The following is a 17,546-nucleotide window of genomic DNA, read 5'->3' on the forward strand; positions in this document are numbered from 1 at the left end:
CATAAGAAGGCTGTACGTTGGCGATTATGCGACTTCGTTGTCGGGCGGGACCTGCGGCTTGCGAACCGGAAGCCGGCTCGCATCGGAGCCGCCCCGGAGTAGATGGCGGATTTGTCCGAACGTGACGAAGTCCTTCTTCTGTTCGTCCCACAGCTTGAACTTCAGCGAGGCGAAGCTCGACCTGAGCGTCACGGTCGTCGCGTGCTGCAGCGGAGGGACGGCTTCGTGCGCCTTCTCCAGCAAGTAATTCGGCACTCTCGGGCTCAGATGATGAACGTGATGGAAGCCGATATTCCCGGTCAACCATTGCAGAACTCGCGGGAGCTTGTAATAAGAGCTGCCCTCAACGGCCGCTTTCACATAGCTCCATTCCGAATCGTGCTCGTAATACGTTTCCTCGAACTGATGCTGAACGTAGAACAGCCAGATGCCTGCGGCTCCGGACAGCCAGAAGATCGGAAGCTGCACGAGCAGGAAGGCCTGCCAGCCGATCGCCCAGATCAGGGCGCCGTACAGAACGGCGACGCCGGCGTTGGTGATCCACGTATTCATTCGCTCCGCCCGCCTGGCGTCCTTGCGGTTGAAGCGGTATTCGAGCAGGAAGACCGCGAACGGGCCGATCCCGAACATGACGAGCGGATTGCGGTAGATGCGATAACGCAATCTTGTCCATTTCGAAGCTTGGACATACTCGTCTACCGTCAGCAGCCACATGTCGCCGACGCCGCGTTTGTCCAGATTGCTGCTGGTGGAGTGGTGAATCGAATGGCTGTGTCTCCATTGATGGTAGGGGAACAGCGTAAGAATTCCCGTGAACGTCCCGACGATTTCGTTCCATTTTCGATTTTTGAAAAACGATTGATGGCAGCAGTCGTGAAAGACGATAAATATGCGGATCAGGAAGCCGGAGGCCAGCACGATAAACGGCAGCGACAGCCAGTAGGATACCGATAGACTCCAATAGGCCGCGGCCCAGAGCAGGACAAACGGGGGGATCGTGTTAAGCAATTGCAGCGCGCTGGCTTTCGTGTTCGCTTTTTCATAAGGAGAGACACTCTTCTTTAACTGTGCAGCGTTGGAATTCGGCATATAATCATCCTTACGAATTAAAGTGATAATCTCATTGTAGGGGATGCCGCGGCCCGTCGTTAGTCATAAGTGTCAACAATCGAATATGACAAATGTCATATGAAGGTTTTTTCCGGGGAAAAGAGGAATCGTTCCTTGCGGCGTCTAAATGTTAGAAGATCAACTAGTCCCGGAGGCAGGGTTCGTGTCTATAAAAGTCAAGCTATCGCTGCTGCTCTCGCTCATCGCAACGTTGATATTGTCGCTGAACCTGTCAATCTATTATTATTCGACCAAGCACGAGCTGGAGAACGGCTTGCGGCAGGAGATGCTGGCGATCGCCAAGCAGATCGGCACCAATCTGGACGCTGCGGAGAAGTCGAAAAGACTGATGGAGAACATGCTGGGCGAGAAGCTGCGGATGGCCGCGATCGCCGCCAAGGGAGAGCTCGATCCGCGGCTGGAGAGCGTGCGCAACGATCAGTTGGAGGAGCTGAGCCGCAAGCTGGGCGTCGATCATATCTCGCTATGGCAACGGGTCGAGGACGACATTATCGTGCTTCGATCGTCCGACCCGAACGAGCTGAACATGGGCTCCAGGTCGATGGATTATTGGTTTACGGCTTTTAATCAGCTGCTGGACGAGGGCGAGGTGACGATCGAGCAGGGCCAGAAGCTGAACCATTACTGGTCCGGGCCGTACCAGTACGCCTCCTCCGATCCGGAGAGAATTCGCAAGTGGGGATACTACTACGACGGAACGACGGATTATATGATTAATCCGTATGTGAATGCGCAAATGTTTCTCGACTACGAGAACAAGATCGGGACGAACGCCTTGATCCGCAGCGTGATGGACGATAACGCCAACATCGTCGGGATCGCCGGCTACGATCCCGAGTTTTTCGGCAGGCCCGAGGTCGTGAAGGTGAAGAAAGGCAAGACGATACGCAATCTGGACGTGCGGGCCGTTCCGTTCGGCGAATACGTCTATGCGGACGAAGACAGGGATGTCGAGCTCGTCCGGCGGGCGGCGGAGACCGGCGAAGTGTCCACTGCCCGATTCCGGGCCGACGGCATGGAGGTGTTCAAGAGCTTCATTCCGCTGGGCGGCGAGAAGCCCTACGTCGTCAGCGTCATTTTCGATTACGACTTGGTCAAGCAGGCGCTGGGCCACCAGTTGATTCTGCTCTCGGTCATATCCGCCGGTCTGCTCGCACTGGTGGCGGCCGCCAGCTACTTCATCTCGGATCTCATGATCCGGCCGCTTAAGCACATCGTCGGACATGTGAACGAGATCGCGGCCGGCCGCTTCGGCAGAAGAATCGAGGTGCGCAGCCGCGACGAGCTGGGCACGCTGTCGATGCGGATCAATGCGATGGCGGACAGCCTGCGAAAGTATACGGGCCAGCTGCGCGACTCGGCGGAAGAGCTTCGCAGCACGAAGGAATATTTGGAGTCGTTCGTCAACCATACATCGGACGCCATCCACGTGACGGATCTGCGGGGAGCGGTCACGCAGGCCAACAAGGCGTTCGCCGCCCTCTACGGCTGGCTCCCGGAAGAGGCGATCGGCCGGCGGCTGTCTATCGTTCCGGACGAGCTGAAGCGCGAAGACGAGGAAGTTCGCGGGAAAGTCGCCGCGGGGGAATCGGTAACCGACTACGAGACGGTTCGTCTGACGAAGAAGGGGGATCGGATCGATGTCAGCATTACGGTGTCGCCCATTCGCGGCGAGCGCGAGGAGGTCGTGGCGATTGCGGCGATTACCCGCAACATTACCGCGAGGAAGCAGGCGGAGGAAGCGATTCTTCGTTCCGAGAAGCTGTCGGTTATCGGCCAGCTGGCCGCCGGAGTCGCGCATGAAATCCGCAATCCGCTGACGACGCTTCGCGGGTTCGTCCAGCTGGGCCAGAAGCAGGGCGAGCTGTCCCCCGCCTATCTCGACATTATGCTGTCCGAGCTCGACCGGATCAACCTGATCGTCAGCGAGTTTCTCGTCCTGGCCAAGCCGCAGATCAGCGAGTTCAAGCCGACCGATATGGCGGAGCTGCTTCGGGACATGGTGTCGCTGCTGGAGGCGCAGGCCTTCCTCTTGAACGTCAAGTTCGAAACCCGCTTCGAAGCCGGCGCGCCTTTTGTCGTATGTGACGGCAACCAATTGAAGCAGGTCTTTATTAATGTCATTAAAAATAGCCTCGAGGCGATGGAGGACGACGGAGGAACGATCGGCATCGACCTGGCCTGCGACGAGCGGGGAGAGACCGTCGTCATCCGGATCGTCGACCAGGGCGGGGGCATCCCGGAGGAGCATCTGGCCAGACTCGGCGAACCGTTCTTCACGAGTAAGCCTTCCGGCAACGGACTGGGCTTGATGGTCAGCCAGCGCATCATCGCCAAGCACGGCGGGACGATGAGCTTCAGCAGCGAGCCTGGGGCGGGCACCTGCGTGGAGATCAGGCTTCCGGTTTGCGCCCAGCCTTCGGCCTGATACAATAGGAGGGAAACTGATCGGGAGAGTTGATCCGCTATGCGTACCGTATTATCTCGTTATGCGCCGTTGGAATATAAGGGCGCCTGCGAGCTGCCGATCGCCGGCGAAGAGCGGCTGAAGGTGGCGGCCGACGGCTGCGACCGCTTCGGGATCTGCCTGCAGGCCGATCTTCTGGCGGCGTTGGACGGGCCGGGGGGCCGCCCGACCCGCATTGCGGCCGGCGAGCTGTTTCACCTGCCTGCAGGCCGCGCCTCGACGCTGCAGTCGCCGGCGTTCTCGAGCGCGACGCTGCTGCTCGTTTCCTTCAGCGGGCTGGCTGCCAAGCGCAGCTCCGGCAGCTCGTCCGCTGCTGCCGGCATTCGGAGTTTCCGCTTTCCGCAGATGAAAAACTGGATGTCCGAGTTTGCCGGAACGGCGGCCGACCGGCTGAGCGAGAGCGATTATTATTTGGCGCAGTCCCGATTGTACGCGATGGCGGCCGCCTATCTGAACGCGAGCGCAACCCCGATTCGCGACGAGACGGCGCTGTACGACGATCTGGAGAAGGCGCGCCGCCGAATCCGGGACCATTATGACGCCGCTCTGGATATGGAGGAGCTGGCTAGAAGCTCCGGCGTCGGCTCAAGCCGGTTCTATAAGCTGTTCCGCCAAATGACGGGCTTAAGCCCGCTTAAATACTTGATCACTAGAAGGCTGGCCGCTTCGCTCCGCCTGCTCGCCGACCCGAACGTCAGCGTCACGGAAGCGGCCCATTCCGTCGGTTATCCGGACGAATACTATTTCAGCCGGCTGTTCAAAAAGCAGATGGGCATCACGCCGACGGAATACGCCTTGCGGTCTCAAGTTTCGGTTGCCGCTCTGTGCGGGATATACCGAGGCGACCTGGCGGCTCTTGGAATGACCGCGCGTATGACCCTGAAGAGAGACTGGGAGTTGGACCTGGCGAACAGGGACCGTTATTTGCGGGAAATCCGGGAGGCGAGGCCGGACTTCATTTTGGCCGGTCCGCTGCCCGACGATCTGGTCGCCGAGCTTCGGACGATCGCGCCGCTTACGGTCTATCGCTGGCACGAGCATTCGTGGAAGACGCGCTTCGCCGATTTCGCGCGGCTGCTCGGTCTGGAGAGCGTGGCTCAGCGCTGGCTGTCCGACTTCGAGAGCAAGACGGACAACGCCAGGCGTCACGTCGAGGAGCGTCTGATCGATAAGCCTTTTCTTATCGTCGGGGTGCGCGCCGGCAACTTCCGGGTGTACGGCAAGCAGCGGCGCAAGTTCACCGATCTGCTGTACGACGAGCTGCGCTTCCAGTCGCCTGCTGCCGCCGACGACATCGGATTTCTGGACCTGCCGGACGTGCAGGACGTCATGGAGCTGGACAGCGAACACGTGCTGTTTCTGATCGAGTTCCCGGCCGACGATGCGTTCTGCTCCGAGCTGGAGCGGCAGTGGAGGAGCAAGCCCGGCCGTGCCGGAGTGGAGAGGAGCTGCCTGTTTATCCGGCTGGAGGAGCCGTTTTTGTACAATGCGGAAATGCATGAACGGCTAGTCGACCAGATCGTCGACTATTTGTTTGCCCATAGGAGAGAGAAATAGAAAAGTCCATGAAGAAATCGAAATATCCATTCCGGTTTCTTTTTTTTTCTGTAAAATGATAGAGGCAGATGCAAATGAGAATCATTATCATGAAGAGAGAGTCTCAATGAAAATCGGTTACTTATGGATCGCGCTTATCGTTTTATCGTTCACTTCCCTGTTCGTCGGCGTATCCAACCTCACTCCGCTGGATCTGTTCGCCATGACGGAATCTCAGTGGGAAATTATGCGTATCAGCCGAATTCCGAGATTGATCAGCATCTTGATCGCCGGAGTGGGAATGAGCGTCATCGGCTTGATTATGCAGCAGCTCGCCCGGAACAAGTTCGTCTCGCCGACGACAGCCGGAACGACGGATTCCGCCAGCTTGGGCGTGCTCGTCGCGATCCTGCTTTTTCCCGGAGCTTCTCCGCTGTTCAAGATCGTCGTCGCATTCGCGTTCGCGCTGGGCGGTACGATGCTGTTCATGCGGATTCTCAGCCGGATTCAGTTCCGCGACCCGATTCTGATCGCGCTCGTCGGTCTGATGTTCGGGGGAATTGTCGGATCGATCACGACGTTTCTGGCGCTCAAGTACAATTTGCTGCAGAGCGTGAACAGCTGGCTGTTCGGAGACTTCTCTTCGATCCTGAAAGGGAAGTACGAAATGCTCTACGTGAGCCTCCCGCTTATCGCGTTGGCCTATCTGTACGCCAACCGGTTTACGATTGCGGGCATGGGCGAGGAATTCGCGGTGAACCTCGGTCTGAAATACCGCCAGGTCGTTCACCTGGGGCTCGGCATCGTCGCGCTCGTCGCCGCAGTCATTCTGCTGACGGTTGGCTCCCTGCCGTTCCTCGGCCTGATCATTCCGAACATCGTTTCGCTGTACAAGGGCGACAACCTGCGAATCAGTCTTCCGCACACGGCGCTGCTGGGCGCGGTATTCGTACTCGCCTGCGACATTCTCGGCCGGATCATCATCTATCCGTACGAAATCTCGATCGGGCTGATGGTCGGCGTCATCGGAAGCGGCATTTTCCTCTACTTGCTGTTAAGAAGGAGGGGGAGCCATGCGTGACCGGTGGAAGCTTATGGCGCTTGCGGCGCTCGGACTCGGGCTGATTGCCTTGTTCATGACGATAGACGGCAGCGGCAACTGGGACTATGTCCTGCCCCGGCGATCGAAGAAAATCGCGGCCATCCTCCTGACGGGTGCGGCCATCGCCATCTCGACCGTCGTCTTCCAGACACTAACGAATAACAAGATACTGACGCCGACCTTAATCGGTCTCGACTCCCTGTATTTGCTGCTGCAGACGGCGATCGTCTTCCTTTTCGGCTCCGCGACGCTGACTTCGATGGCGAAGAACGTGCAGTTCGCGCTGGCGGTCGGCATGATGATGCTGTTCGCGAGTCTGCTGTACAAGCTGCTGTTCAAAAGGGAGGGCCAGCATCTGTACTTCCTGCTGCTCGTCGGCATCATCTTCGGAACGTTCTTCTCGAGCATTGCCAGCTTTATGCAGATGCTGCTCGATCCGAACGAATTCATGATCGTTCAGGATAAAATGTTCGCCAGCTTCAACAACGTCAACACCGACGTGCTGATCGCGTCCGTCGTTCTCGTCCTGCTCGTGCTCGTCTATTTTCGCCGGGACTTCAAGTATTTGGACGTGCTCGCTCTCGGCAAGGAGCATGCGGTTAATCTGGGCGTCCACCATGAGCGCGTCACGAAGCGGCTGCTCATCGCGGTCGCGCTGCTCGTCGCCGTATCGACGGCGCTCGTCGGTCCGGTCACCTTTCTGGGACTGCTCGTATCGAACGTCACTTACCGGCTGCTGAACACGTTCCGCCACAAAGCCGTGATCGCCGGCACCGTGCTGGTCAGCATCGTCGCGCTCGTCGGCGGGCAGCTCATCGTCGAGAGGGTGTTCACCTTCTCTACGTCGCTTAGCGTCATTCTGAATTTCATCGGCGGCGTCTATTTCCTATATTTGTTGCTGAAGGAGAGCAAGTCAACGTGATCGAAGCTAGAGGCATTACGAAGCGTTATGGAGACAAACACGGCATACACGGCATTACGACATCGATCGCCAAAGGTAAAATCACGTCCTTCATCGGGCCGAACGGCGCCGGCAAGAGCACGCTGCTCTCCGTGATCAGCCGGCTGCTGCAAGCCGACGAGGGGGAAGTGCTGATCGACGGGATGGACGTCAGGAAGACCGACAGCGGACAGCTGGCCCAGAAAATTTCGATCCTGAAGCAGGCGAATTCGATCAATGTCAGGCTCACCGTGCTCGATCTCGTGCAGTTCGGCCGCTTCCCTTACAGCAAAGGCCGGCTGAACGCCGAAGACCATCAACATGTCGAAGCTTCGATCCGCTACATGGAGCTGGAGGCGCTCCAGGATAAGTACCTGGATCAGCTTAGCGGCGGGCAGAAGCAGCGGGCGTTCATCGCGATGGTGCTCGCCCAGGATACCGAATACATTCTGCTCGACGAACCGCTGAACAACCTGGACATGAAGCATTCCGTCCAGATCATGAAGGTGCTGCGCCGCCTTACCGACGAGCTCGGCAAGACGATCGTGCTCGTTCTTCACGACATCAACTTCGCTTCCGCTTATTCCGACTATATCGTCGCGATGAGAGAAGGAACGATCGTCAGAGAGGGGCCGACGGACGAGATGATCGACACGGCGGTGCTGAAGGACATCTACGAGATGCACATCCCGATCCATGTCGTGGACGGGAAGAAGATATGCGTGTACTTTTCTTGAGTTCGCTTGGCTTGCTCCCGCAGGCCAAATGACTATATATCAAAAATAACATTTCAAAGGAGTGGTCCATCGTGAAGAAAGCTTTATCTCTGATTCTGATGTCCGTCATGGCGGTCGCGCTGCTCGCAGCATGCGGCTCCAAAAACAATAGCGAAGGGGCTGCCAGCCCGTCGGCCAGCCCGGCCTCGTCCCCGAGCGCTTCGTCCTCCCCGGCGGAATCCGGAAGCCCGTCCGAATTGGCGGCGCCTGCCGAAGTGACAATTACGCACGCGCTCGGAACGGCGACGGTGAAGACGAATCCGGAGAAGGTCGTCGTATTCGATTACGGCGCGCTTGATTCGCTCGACAAGCTGGGCATCGAAGTGCTGGCTCTGCCGAAAGCGTCGATCCCGGGCAACCTGTCCCAGTACGAAGACGCGAAGTACGAGGACGCGGGCACGCTGTTCGAGCCGGACTTCGAGAAGCTGAACAAGCTGAAGCCCGACGTCATCTTCATCGGCGGCAGAACCGGCGAAGCTTACGAAGAGCTGAACAAGATCGCTCCGACGATCCAGATGTCGATCGACGCCAGCAATTATATGGACTCTTTCAAAAACAATGTGAACGTGATCGGACAAATTTTCGGCAAGGAAGCCGAGGTGGCCGCGGCTCTCGAGGAGTACGACGCGGCGGTGGCCGACCTGAAAGACAAGGCGGCCGAAGCCGGCAACGCTTTGATCGTCCTGACGACCGGCGGCAAAATCAGCGCTTACGGGCCCGGCTCGCGCTTCGGCAACATTCACGACGTATACGGATTTGCGGCCGTCGACGAGAGCATTAAAGTCGATACGCACGGCAACAGCATTTCCAACGAGTTCATCGCGGAGAAAAATCCGGACGTCCTCTTCGTCGTCGATCGAGACGCGGTCGTCAGCGGCGAAGGCTCTTCTCCGGCGAAGGAAGTCATCGAGAACGATCTGGTGAAGAAGACGAACGCCTACCAAAACGGCAAAATCGTCTACCTGAGCCCGAACTACTGGTACTTGTCCGGCGGCGGCCTGAATACGGAGATGGAAATGGTTAAAGAGGCGGCTCAGGCGGTTCAATAAGAAATACGAAGGAGGGCGACGGCAGATATGCTTATACAAACGAGGACGATTGTCGTGCAGAAGGGCAGCGCCGACAAAGTCGTCGAGAGGTTCAGTCGGGAGGGCATTCTCGACGAGCGGGAAGGGCTGATCGACATAACCGTTGCGACGAACAAGCGGTCGAAGGAGACGGAAGAAGTTCTCGTCATCATCCGCTGGGAGTCGGAGGAGGCTTGGAAGAGCTGGGAGAAGAGCCCCGAGCATATTGAAGGGCACCGCAACAGCAGAGGCCAGACTCCTCCCGACTACGTCATCAGCACGACGGTGAACATGTACGACGTGAACAAAGTCAGAAAAGGAAAGTTCGGACAGTAGCTTCCGGACCGTTTCGATCCGATCAGGGCATGCCCTTCCGGCGACGCAAAGCCGGAAGAAGCATGTCCTTTATCATAGGGTTGACGTTGCTTTGATTATTGTATACACTTGTATACAGAGCGATATGTATACGTTTGTATACGGAAAAGAGGCGAAAAAATGAGAATGGGACATCGGGAAGGAGAGGGCCGCAGCGGTCGCCGAGGAGGGCCCCACGGGCCGCAAAGCTCTCGCGGGTTTCACGGCGGGCGAGATTCCGGCGGCGCGCAGACGTTCAGAAGGGGCCGGATTCTTCTGTTTCTGGAACAATTAAAGCTTAAGCGGGCTACGCTCGCCAGACAGCTGACCGAGCCGGAATTCGAGACGATCCGGCCGACGCTGTCCGGGGAATTGAAGGCGCTGGATCAGGTCATCGAGGAGTATATCCATCTCTTCGATCTTCAGGAGATCGGCAGCAGTCCGGCTTCGCGAGATCCGGCCGACGGAGGAGAGGAGAACGGTTAACGATGATTCGCAGGTTTTTTTCCTACTATCAGCCTTACAAAGGCTTATTTATTCTCGATTTCTCTTGCGCAGTCGTCGCCGGCCTGCTGGAGCTCGGCTTTCCGCTGGCGGTCAGAGCGTTCGTCGACGATCTGCTGCCCAGCGGCAACTGGCAGATGATCGTGCTGGCGAGCGTCGGTCTGCTCGCGGTCTACGCGCTGAACACCCTGCTGAACTATATCGTCACCTATTGGGGCCATATGCTGGGCATTAACATCGAGACCGATATGCGCACAAAAATGTTCGATCACATTCAGAAGCTGTCGTTCCGATTCTTCGACAACTATAAGACCGGGCATCTCGTCGGCCGGGTGACGAACGATCTGAACGACATCGGAGAGCTTGCCCATCACGGGCCGGAGGATATCTTCATCGCGATCATGACGCTGGCGGGCTCCTTCACGCTGATGGCCTACATCAATCTGGAGCTGGCGCTGCTTACGTTCATCATCATCCCGATTATGGCTTGGCTGATTATCGTGTTCGGCGGCCGGATGACGAGTACGTACCGGAGGCTGTTCGGCAATGTCGGCAGCTTTAACGCCCGGATCGAGGAGAATGTCGGCGGCATTCGCGTCGTGCAGTCGTTCGCCAACGAGGAGCACGAGAAGAAGCTGTTCGCGGCCGACAACCGCAACTTCCGCGAGACGAAGCTGCTCGCCTACAAGACGATGGCGAAGAGCATCTCGGTCACTTACATGCTGATGCGTCTCATTACGATATTCGTCATGGTATGCGGCGCATGGTTTTTTATCGACGGCAGAATCGTGCTGGGGGAGTTTATGGCGTTCCTGCTGCTGTCGAACATTTTCTTCCGGCCGATCGAGAAGATCAACGCCGTCATCGAGAGCTATCCGAAGGGCATCGCCGGATTCAAGCGCTACGTCGAGATTATCGACACGGAGCCGGACATCGTCGACGCCAAGGACGCCGTCGAGGTCGAGTCGCTGCGCGGAGACATCCGCTTCGAGAACGTGTCGTTTGGCTACGAGGAAGGCCGGGACGTGCTGAAGGGAATCTCCCTGAATATTCGGGCGGGAGAGACGATTGCGTTCGTCGGTCCCTCGGGAGCCGGCAAAACGACGATCTGCAGCCTGCTGCCGCGCTTCTACGAAGTGACCGGAGGACGGATTACGGTGGACGGAATGGACGTTCGGGATTTGACGCTGAAGTCGTTGAGGAAGAACATCGGCATCGTGCAGCAGGACGTATTTCTGTTCTCGGGCTCGATCCGCGAGAATATCGCCTACGGCGATCTGAAGGCAACCGACGAGCAGATCTGGGAGGCGGCCCGGAGAGCCTCGCTCGAGGAGATGATCAAGCAGCTGCCGGAAGGGATGGACACGATTATCGGAGAGCGCGGCGTCAAGCTTTCGGGCGGGCAGAAGCAGCGAATGGCGATCGCGCGGATGTTCCTGAAGAATCCGCCGATTCTCATCCTCGACGAAGCGACGTCGGCGCTCGATACCGAGACCGAGGCGGCGATTCAGCAGTCGCTGTCCGAGCTGTCCGTCGGCCGAACGACGCTTGTCATCGCCCACAGACTGGCGACGATCAGGAATGCGGACCGGATCGTCGTCGTGGACGAGAGCGGAGTCGCCGAGCAGGGCAGCCACCGCGAGCTGATCGCCTCGGGCGGCATCTACAGCAGGCTTCATCATGCCCAATATCAGCATGCGTAAGCGGCGCGGCCCAAACGGCCCCGTCTGCCGGACGTCGAAATCGTTTGCTTGACATTGCATATTGCACAGCGGAAAAAAGGCGGTGGGGAGGGGTTGCCTCCTCAGCGCCTTGGCACATTTCGGGTATTCCGCCCTAAGAGGCGTCCGTCAGCTCTCGGGGCGGCTTGGCGCTTCCGCCGCGCCGGGCGGCAGCTCCTCCTCGTACAGCCCCGTGCGGCGCTTGAACCAGCGAAACAGATGGGTGAAGATCACCTTCAGAATGGCGTAGCCCGGAACGGCCAGAATGATGCCGATGATGCCGAACAGATTGCCGGCCGCGATAATGACGAAGATAATCGTAATCGGGTGGACGCGCATCGTTTTTCCCATAATCTGGGGAGAAATGAATTTGCCCTCGATCAGCTGAACGATCGTCCAGATGACGATCATCTTCACGAGCATGATCGGCGAGGTCATCAGGGCGACGATCAACGCCGGCGTAATTGCGATCGCCGGTCCGAGATAAGGCACGATGCTCGTGCAAGCGGCGATGACGGCGAGCACGAGAGAGTAATCGAGACCGATAATGAGATACCCGATATAAAGCAGCACGCCGATGCAGGCGCTGACGATAATCTGGCCGCGGATATACGAGCTGATCTGATGGTTCATCTCGAGCATGACGCCGAAGGAGCGGTTTCTCAGCCGGGTCGGCACGAATCCGAGCACGAACGGAGCGAGCTTCTTGCGATCCTTGAGCAGATAGAACAGGATAAAGGGCACGGTGATGATCGCCAGCACCGTTTCCGTAATTTTGCCGACGAGGCTTCCGATTCCGGACCAGGCGTTGTTCAGAATCGCGGACGCTCTCGTGGAGAAATCGTCTGCCAGCTTGGCGGTATCGATGCCGATCATCTCTTGCAGCTGATTGAAGTACTCGTTGCCGATCAGCTCCTCGAACTTTAATTGAGCGTTCTGGGTGTAGGTCGGGAACTGGGTGATCAGACTCGAAATTTGCTGGCTGAGCATCGGCACGACTTTCATGACGGTAAGCGTCAGAACGGCGATAATGACGAGATAAAGCGCGACGATCGAATAGACGCGCTTCACTTTCTGCTTCTCCAGGTAGTCGACGATCGGGGTGAGCAGGTAATAGACGACTCCCGTCAGAAGGAAGGGCAGAAAAACGGTCTCCAAAACGACCTTGAACGGATGAAAGACGTACGAGATTTTCTCCAGAATGAAAATGTTCAGACCGATCAGCAGAATGACGACCAGAAACAGAACGACTTTCCGGTCGATCAGAGCCTTGAGCGTGTCCGAAAGTTTACGGGCATTGTGCATCGAGTCTTCCTCCTTGTTTCTTCCATTGTAACCGACGCGAAACCCGCCTTACAATCGCATCCGGGCTTTTCCGGCGGTTGACAGGGCGAAAGGATTATTTTATAGTTATTTTAAGCTTAGTTTCCGGAATATTCCGGAAAGCGGGGGAACCATTCTTTTGGGGCGAATCATTCATGGCGAATGTAGGGAACCATCTATCCCGAGCCCGTCAGCTAACCTCGTCTGCACTGGATGGGTCGGATTGTCATGGGCAGGATAAGCTGCGCATTCTTTTGACCCGTTGAGGGTCTTTTTCTGTCTCTATAGGCCCTTGTTCGCAGTAGGGGATGGTCTGCTGCGCGCGGGGCTATTTTTTGTCTTCGGACGGAAGGAGGGCAAAGCGGGGCTTGGAACGGATTCGTTCTCGAATTCGACTGAATATACGTGGAGGAGGAATGCCGAATGGCGCAACCAAAGTATATCACCGATATCGGAAAAATCTCTCACATCCCCGAGGAACAGCGTGAGAAGCTAAAGGAAATTACGGAAAAGTTCGTGTTCCGCGTGAACGACTATTATCTGGGACTGATCGATTGGGAGGATCCGAACGATCCGATCCGCAAGCTGGTCATTCCGAACGAGGGCGAGCTGGAGGAATACGGGCGCTGGGACGCCTCGGACGAGGATACGAACTACGTCGTCAAGGGCTGCCAGCACAAGTATTCGTCGACCGCGCTGCTGATCGTTTCCGAGGTGTGCGGCGCGTATTGCCGCTACTGCTTCCGCAAGAGACTGTTCCGCAACGACGTCAAGGAGGCGACGTCGGACATCGAGCCGGGCCTGCAATATATCGCCAACCACCCGGAGATCAGCAACGTGCTGCTTACCGGCGGCGACAGCCTCATTCTCGCGACGCCTAAACTGCGCGCGATATTGCATAGATTGCGCGAGATCGATCATGTCCAGATTATTCGGCTCGGATCGAAGATCCCGGTCTTTAATCCGATGCGCATCTACGAGGACGAGGAGCTGCTGGCGACGATTCGCGAGTTTTCCAGCGCGGAGAAGAGAATTTACGTAATGGCTCATATCAACCATCCGCGCGAGATTACGCCGCAAGCGGTCAAGGGCTTCCAGGCGCTTCACGACGCCGGAGCGATCGTCGTCAACCAGACCCCGGTGCTGCGGGGCATCAACGACGATCCGGAGGTGCTCGGCGAGCTGCTCGACCGGCTCAGCTGGGCCGGCGTGACGCCGTATTACTTTTTTATCAACCGTCCGGTAGCGGGCAACAACGATTTCGTGCTGCCGCTGGCCAAGGTTTACGACATCGTCGAGAAGGCGAAGGCCCGCACTTCCGGACTCGGCAAGAGGGTGCGCCTGTCGATGAGCCATACGTCGGGCAAGATCGAGATTTTGGCCATCGAGAACGGCAAGGCGTATCTGAAGTATCACCAGTCCCGCGAAGGGAACTACGGGAAGTTCATGGTGCTGGATTGTCCCGACGACGCTGCCTGGTTCGACGATCTTCCGGGAAGCGAGCGCTACTGGAAGAAGCCGGCCAAGCGGACGAAGGAGGTCGTCTCCGTGAACGAGCTGCCCGACGTTCCCCGCAAGCGGGAAAGAAGGGCGGAAGTGCCGAGCTGACGCAGCCCGCCTTTCAAAGAGTATAGGACCGTCTCGCAAGCCGGGCGACAGCGCCTTCGACAGCTTGCCGGACGGTCCTTTTTTCGCCCGTTCCGCCGCGCATTCAACCGATTCCGACAAAGGTTCCTCGTTTTCCCGTTTGACCGTTTGACATGCTTCTCCTGCCCCGGAAGGTAAAATCTATTCATTGCGAGACAGGGGAGGCTGGAACGGGGATGGGAAGAGGGAGCGCAGCGGTCATATTTCTCCTTGCGACGCTGCTTGCGGGGCAGGGAATCGCGGAAGCGAACGGCGTTCAGAACGGGCAATGGAGCGGCAAGCTCGCCGGCTCCCGAGCGTTTCCCGACACTTATACGGACGTGGAGGGCGTGCTCACTTTCCGCGGCGGCGGAGAGCGAAGCCGACCCTCCTTCGGCACGGTGCAGATGCGGACCTACCGGCCCAAGATCGCGTGGGAAAAGCGGACGAGAAGCAGCTCGTGGGGAGGCGGCGCCGGGTGGACGGGACAGCCGGCGATCGTCAGATGGAAGCCGGAGGTGCTTCGCACCATGAACGTGAAGGCGAAATTCCGCACCAAGCCGGATTTTACGGAAGTGATCTATGCGTCGCTGGACGGCTACGTCTATTTCCTGGAGCTGGAGACGGGGGAGGAGACGAGAAGCCCGATCAAGGTCGGAAATCCGTTAAAAGGCAGCGTGTCCGTCGACCCCCGCGGTTATCCGCTGCTGTACGTGGGCGAGGGGGTTCCGGAGAACGGGACGATCGGGTTCAATCTGTACAGCCTGACCGACCAGAAAAGGCTGCTGCGCGTGAACGGCATCGATTCGTTCGCCTACCGGAAGTGGGGGGCCTTCGACAGCTCCGCCCTGTTCAACCGGCTCGACGATACGCTGACGGTGGGCGGGGAGAACGGCTTGTTTTATCGCATCCAGCTGAACACCGCGTTCGATCCGAAGCGGGCAGCGCTCTCGATCAAGCCGGTGATCCATAAATTCAGATATAAAATCGCCGGCAACGGCTATCCGGGCATCGAGAACTCCGTCGCCGCTTACGGCGATCTGGCTTACTTCGCCGACAACGGCGGCAGCCTGGTGGCCATGAACGTGCGGACGAACGAGCCGGCATGGGCGCTTCCGCCTTTGGACGATACGGATGCGACGATCGTCGTCGAGGTCGAGGAGGGCGTGCCGTTTTTATACACGGGAACGGAGGTCGACAAGCAGGGGAGCAAAGGCTTTGCCTATTTGCGCAAAATTAACGGCCTGACCGGCAAAGTCGTGTGGCAGGCGAAATACGAATGCCTCTCCGTCGTCGGAGACCGCCCCGTGAACGGCGGCATGCTGGCGACTCCCGTTGTCGGCAAAGGAGAGATATCCGATCTCGTCGTATTTACGCTTGCGCGGTACGGCACGCTTGGAGCCGGACTTATGGTCGCGCTGGACAAAAAAACCGGCAAAGAAACGTGGCGGCTGCCGATGAAGCGCTACGCCTGGTCGTCGCCGGCCGACGTCTACGACGCTTCCGGCCGCGCCTACTTGATTCAGGCCGACTCCGCCGGCGTCGTCTCCGTCGTCTCGGCGAGAGAGGGCAAAGTACGGGGGAGCCTCGCGATCGGGGCGAACATCGAAGCTTCTCCGGCCGTGTTTAACGATTATGCCGTCGTCGCTTCCCGGGGCGGCAAGCTTTACGGAATCAAGCTGGAATGATCGGAGGTCAGCCCGACGATGCGCCAGGGCAAGCCGGCGGAGCTTCTTACGACCTCGAAGCGCAGCTTCGCGCGAACCGCTCCCCGTTCCTTCGTCCGAACGAGAACGGGCAGCTCGACTGCCGCGGACAGCTGATCGTCCGGCTCGTCCGACAGCGGCATCCGGCGGCGCTCGATGCGGATCGATTCCAGCCGGTCGAGCAGCCGATTCAGTGCCTCCATGCGCTCGTTAGCCGCTTCCGGCCAGAGCAGGCGGAGCATATCGCCGTCCTTCCGGTTCATCGCCTCGACGAAGCTGGTCGTCAGCTCATGCGGGGAGGCGGAGTCGAAGTAGCGGCGAAGCTCTCCGCTTGCCTTGTATACCATCAGCTGATGCGCCGGATCGGGCGTGTCGGAGCGGTGCGACGTGCTGCCGAGAAAGTGCACGCAGAAATGCCCCTTAAAGCCGTTGCCCGGAATGCCGTCCCCGCCATGGGGCATGCCGTTCATGGAAGCGGCTATTCGCTCTCCCCCTTTCGTCACGACGATCGCTCTGCGTTCCCAGCTCCATGTTCCTCCGTAGATCCGCTTCATTAGCTTCGAATCCTCCTTCGTAACCGGCTGTACGTCGGCGTGGCTGCTGCCGGCTCGGCGCTGCACGCGAAAGCTGAGGCCGGTCTCCAGATCGGTAATCGTGAATCTGCTTTTACGCGTCACCACCTGACGGGCTTCCCGCCAGGTCATCAGCTTGCCGTAGTGGTGCCTCCGCAGCGTTTCGGCATAGCCGAGCAGGCGGTCGGACGCATCGGCCGGAAGCCGCAGCCTGCTCGAGGACGTCTCGTCCCACAGCTGTCCCGTTCGTTCCAGGCGGTATACGCTTTTGCGGCCGCTGGACTTACGCACCGTCACTTCGAGGTCCGGATAATCATCCGCACGCTCGCCGGCGATGCGCTCCGCTTGAGCGACGCGGGCCGACAGGGACGGACTGGCGATCGTCAGCGAGCTGTACATGTCGGCCGTTCGGCTGGCGCGCACGACGAGCTCGATGGTGGACGGTTCGGAAGCCGGCGGCTTCGCGCTGACGGGCAAGGAGCCTCCCGCAGACAGACCGAACGCGATGCCGGCCAGGGCGATTCGTCGCCATAGGAACTGTCTTTTCCATTGGAACATGCTCTCGTCTTCCCCCTTTCGTATCCGTAGTTGGTCGTTCTTTATTTTCGGCGAACGGGGGATCGATTATGTGGCATAAGGACGGCGGATTTCGCGCAACGTAAATAGCGTGCGCCGGTTCGGGCGCCGCAGACACGCTACCGCGTAGATAAGTCGAATCGGG

14 protein-coding genes and 1 riboswitch are annotated in these 17,546 nt (G+C 58.4%); of the genes, 11 read left to right on the top strand and 3 right to left on the bottom strand.

Annotated features, from left to right (window positions below):
- Window positions 1-24: 24 nt before the first annotated feature.
- Window positions 25-1,089, bottom strand: a complete 1,065-nt coding sequence (gene desA, locus ACFO3S_RS23580) for a Delta(5) desaturase DesA (RefSeq protein WP_378101046.1) — start codon at window positions 1,087-1,089, stop codon at window positions 25-27.
- A gap of 184 nt (window positions 1,090-1,273) precedes the next feature.
- On the opposite strand from desA, the gene ACFO3S_RS23585 reads away from it, so the two are divergent.
- From ACFO3S_RS23585 to ACFO3S_RS23625, 9 genes are all read left to right on the top strand, one after another.
- A complete protein-coding gene (locus tag ACFO3S_RS23585; protein WP_378101048.1) occupies window positions 1,274-3,559 on the top strand; it encodes an ATP-binding protein in 2,286 nt (761 codons plus the stop codon).
- Between the two features lie 39 nt (window positions 3,560-3,598).
- Window positions 3,599-5,155: an AraC family transcriptional regulator gene (locus ACFO3S_RS23590; RefSeq protein ID WP_378101050.1), complete on the top strand. Its 1,557-nt coding sequence runs from the start codon at window positions 3,599-3,601 to the stop codon at window positions 5,153-5,155.
- A 106-nt stretch (window positions 5,156-5,261) separates the two neighbouring features.
- Window positions 5,262-6,215 carry an ABC transporter permease gene (locus tag ACFO3S_RS23595; protein WP_378101052.1) on the top strand — a complete coding sequence of 318 codons (954 nt, stop codon included), beginning with the start codon at window positions 5,262-5,264 and terminating at the stop codon, window positions 6,213-6,215.
- Window positions 6,208-7,158 (top strand): iron chelate uptake ABC transporter family permease subunit, encoded by a 951-nt coding sequence (locus ACFO3S_RS23600; RefSeq protein ID WP_378101054.1) that lies wholly within the window; start codon window positions 6,208-6,210, stop codon window positions 7,156-7,158. The genes ACFO3S_RS23595 and ACFO3S_RS23600 overlap by 8 nt, the downstream gene beginning before the upstream one ends.
- Window positions 7,155-7,913 (top strand): iron ABC transporter ATP-binding protein, encoded by a 759-nt coding sequence (locus tag ACFO3S_RS23605; RefSeq protein ID WP_378101056.1) that lies wholly within the window; start codon window positions 7,155-7,157, stop codon window positions 7,911-7,913. Before ACFO3S_RS23600 ends, ACFO3S_RS23605 begins: the two co-directional genes overlap by 4 nt.
- 71 nt (window positions 7,914-7,984) lie before the next feature.
- Window positions 7,985-9,001, top strand: coding sequence for a siderophore ABC transporter substrate-binding protein (locus ACFO3S_RS23610; RefSeq protein ID WP_378101058.1), 1,017 nt, complete (start codon window positions 7,985-7,987; stop codon window positions 8,999-9,001).
- Window positions 9,002-9,028: 27 nt separating this feature from the next.
- Window positions 9,029-9,355 (top strand): antibiotic biosynthesis monooxygenase, encoded by a 327-nt coding sequence (locus tag ACFO3S_RS23615; protein ID WP_378101060.1) that lies wholly within the window; start codon window positions 9,029-9,031, stop codon window positions 9,353-9,355.
- 159 nt (window positions 9,356-9,514) lie between these two features.
- Window positions 9,515-9,859, top strand: coding sequence for a hypothetical protein (locus ACFO3S_RS23620; protein ID WP_378101062.1), 345 nt, complete (start codon window positions 9,515-9,517; stop codon window positions 9,857-9,859).
- 2 nt (window positions 9,860-9,861) lie between these two features.
- Window positions 9,862-11,580, top strand: coding sequence for an ABC transporter ATP-binding protein (locus tag ACFO3S_RS23625; protein WP_378101064.1), 1,719 nt, complete (start codon window positions 9,862-9,864; stop codon window positions 11,578-11,580).
- A gap of 147 nt (window positions 11,581-11,727) precedes the next feature.
- Here ACFO3S_RS23625 and ACFO3S_RS23630 read toward each other — a convergent pair whose 3' ends face one another.
- Window positions 11,728-12,903: an AI-2E family transporter gene (locus ACFO3S_RS23630; RefSeq protein WP_378101066.1), complete on the bottom strand. Its 1,176-nt coding sequence runs from the start codon at window positions 12,901-12,903 to the stop codon at window positions 11,728-11,730.
- 103 nt (window positions 12,904-13,006) lie between these two features.
- A riboswitch (cyclic di-AMP (ydaO/yuaA leader) is annotated at window positions 13,007-13,146 on the top strand.
- Window positions 13,147-13,344: 198 nt separating this feature from the next.
- Between ACFO3S_RS23630 and ACFO3S_RS23635 the strand changes: the two genes are divergently transcribed.
- Window positions 13,345-14,529 carry a KamA family radical SAM protein gene (locus ACFO3S_RS23635; protein WP_378101068.1) on the top strand — a complete coding sequence of 395 codons (1,185 nt, stop codon included), beginning with the start codon at window positions 13,345-13,347 and terminating at the stop codon, window positions 14,527-14,529.
- A 215-nt stretch (window positions 14,530-14,744) separates the two neighbouring features.
- The gene (locus tag ACFO3S_RS23640; RefSeq protein ID WP_378101070.1) at window positions 14,745-16,235 is read left to right on the top strand and encodes an outer membrane protein assembly factor BamB family protein; all 1,491 of its coding nucleotides are present in this window, start codon (window positions 14,745-14,747) and stop codon (window positions 16,233-16,235) included.
- Here ACFO3S_RS23640 and ACFO3S_RS23645 read toward each other — a convergent pair.
- A complete protein-coding gene (locus ACFO3S_RS23645) occupies window positions 16,214-17,383 on the bottom strand; it encodes a hypothetical protein (protein ID WP_378101071.1) in 1,170 nt (389 codons plus the stop codon). The two genes, ACFO3S_RS23640 and ACFO3S_RS23645, sit on opposite strands and share 22 nt — an antisense overlap.
- Window positions 17,384-17,546: the final 163 nt, after the last annotated feature.

The sequence above is a fragment of the Cohnella hongkongensis genome (assembly GCF_042654645.1).
Lineage (GTDB): Bacteria > Bacillota > Bacilli > Paenibacillales > Paenibacillaceae > Cohnella > Cohnella hongkongensis.

Excerpts from the sequence above, each read along its gene's own strand:
- desA (WP_378101046.1), bottom strand. The coding sequence starts at position 1,089 with ATGCCGAATTCCAACGCTGCACAGTTAAAGAAGAGTGTCTCTCCTTAT.
- ACFO3S_RS23600 (WP_378101054.1), top strand. The coding sequence starts at position 6,208 with ATGCGTGACCGGTGGAAGCTTATGGCGCTTGCGGCGCTCGGACTCGGG.
- ACFO3S_RS23595 (WP_378101052.1), top strand. The coding sequence starts at position 5,262 with ATGAAAATCGGTTACTTATGGATCGCGCTTATCGTTTTATCGTTCACT.
- ACFO3S_RS23615 (WP_378101060.1), top strand. The coding sequence starts at position 9,029 with ATGCTTATACAAACGAGGACGATTGTCGTGCAGAAGGGCAGCGCCGAC.
- ACFO3S_RS23590 (WP_378101050.1), top strand. The coding sequence starts at position 3,599 with ATGCGTACCGTATTATCTCGTTATGCGCCGTTGGAATATAAGGGCGCC.
- ACFO3S_RS23640 (WP_378101070.1), top strand. The coding sequence starts at position 14,745 with ATGGGAAGAGGGAGCGCAGCGGTCATATTTCTCCTTGCGACGCTGCTT.
- ACFO3S_RS23635 (WP_378101068.1), top strand. The coding sequence starts at position 13,345 with ATGGCGCAACCAAAGTATATCACCGATATCGGAAAAATCTCTCACATC.
- ACFO3S_RS23645 (WP_378101071.1), bottom strand. The coding sequence starts at position 17,383 with ATGTTCCAATGGAAAAGACAGTTCCTATGGCGACGAATCGCCCTGGCC.
- ACFO3S_RS23625 (WP_378101064.1), top strand. The coding sequence starts at position 9,862 with ATGATTCGCAGGTTTTTTTCCTACTATCAGCCTTACAAAGGCTTATTT.
- ACFO3S_RS23630 (WP_378101066.1), bottom strand. The coding sequence starts at position 12,903 with ATGCACAATGCCCGTAAACTTTCGGACACGCTCAAGGCTCTGATCGAC.
- ACFO3S_RS23620 (WP_378101062.1), top strand. The coding sequence starts at position 9,515 with ATGAGAATGGGACATCGGGAAGGAGAGGGCCGCAGCGGTCGCCGAGGA.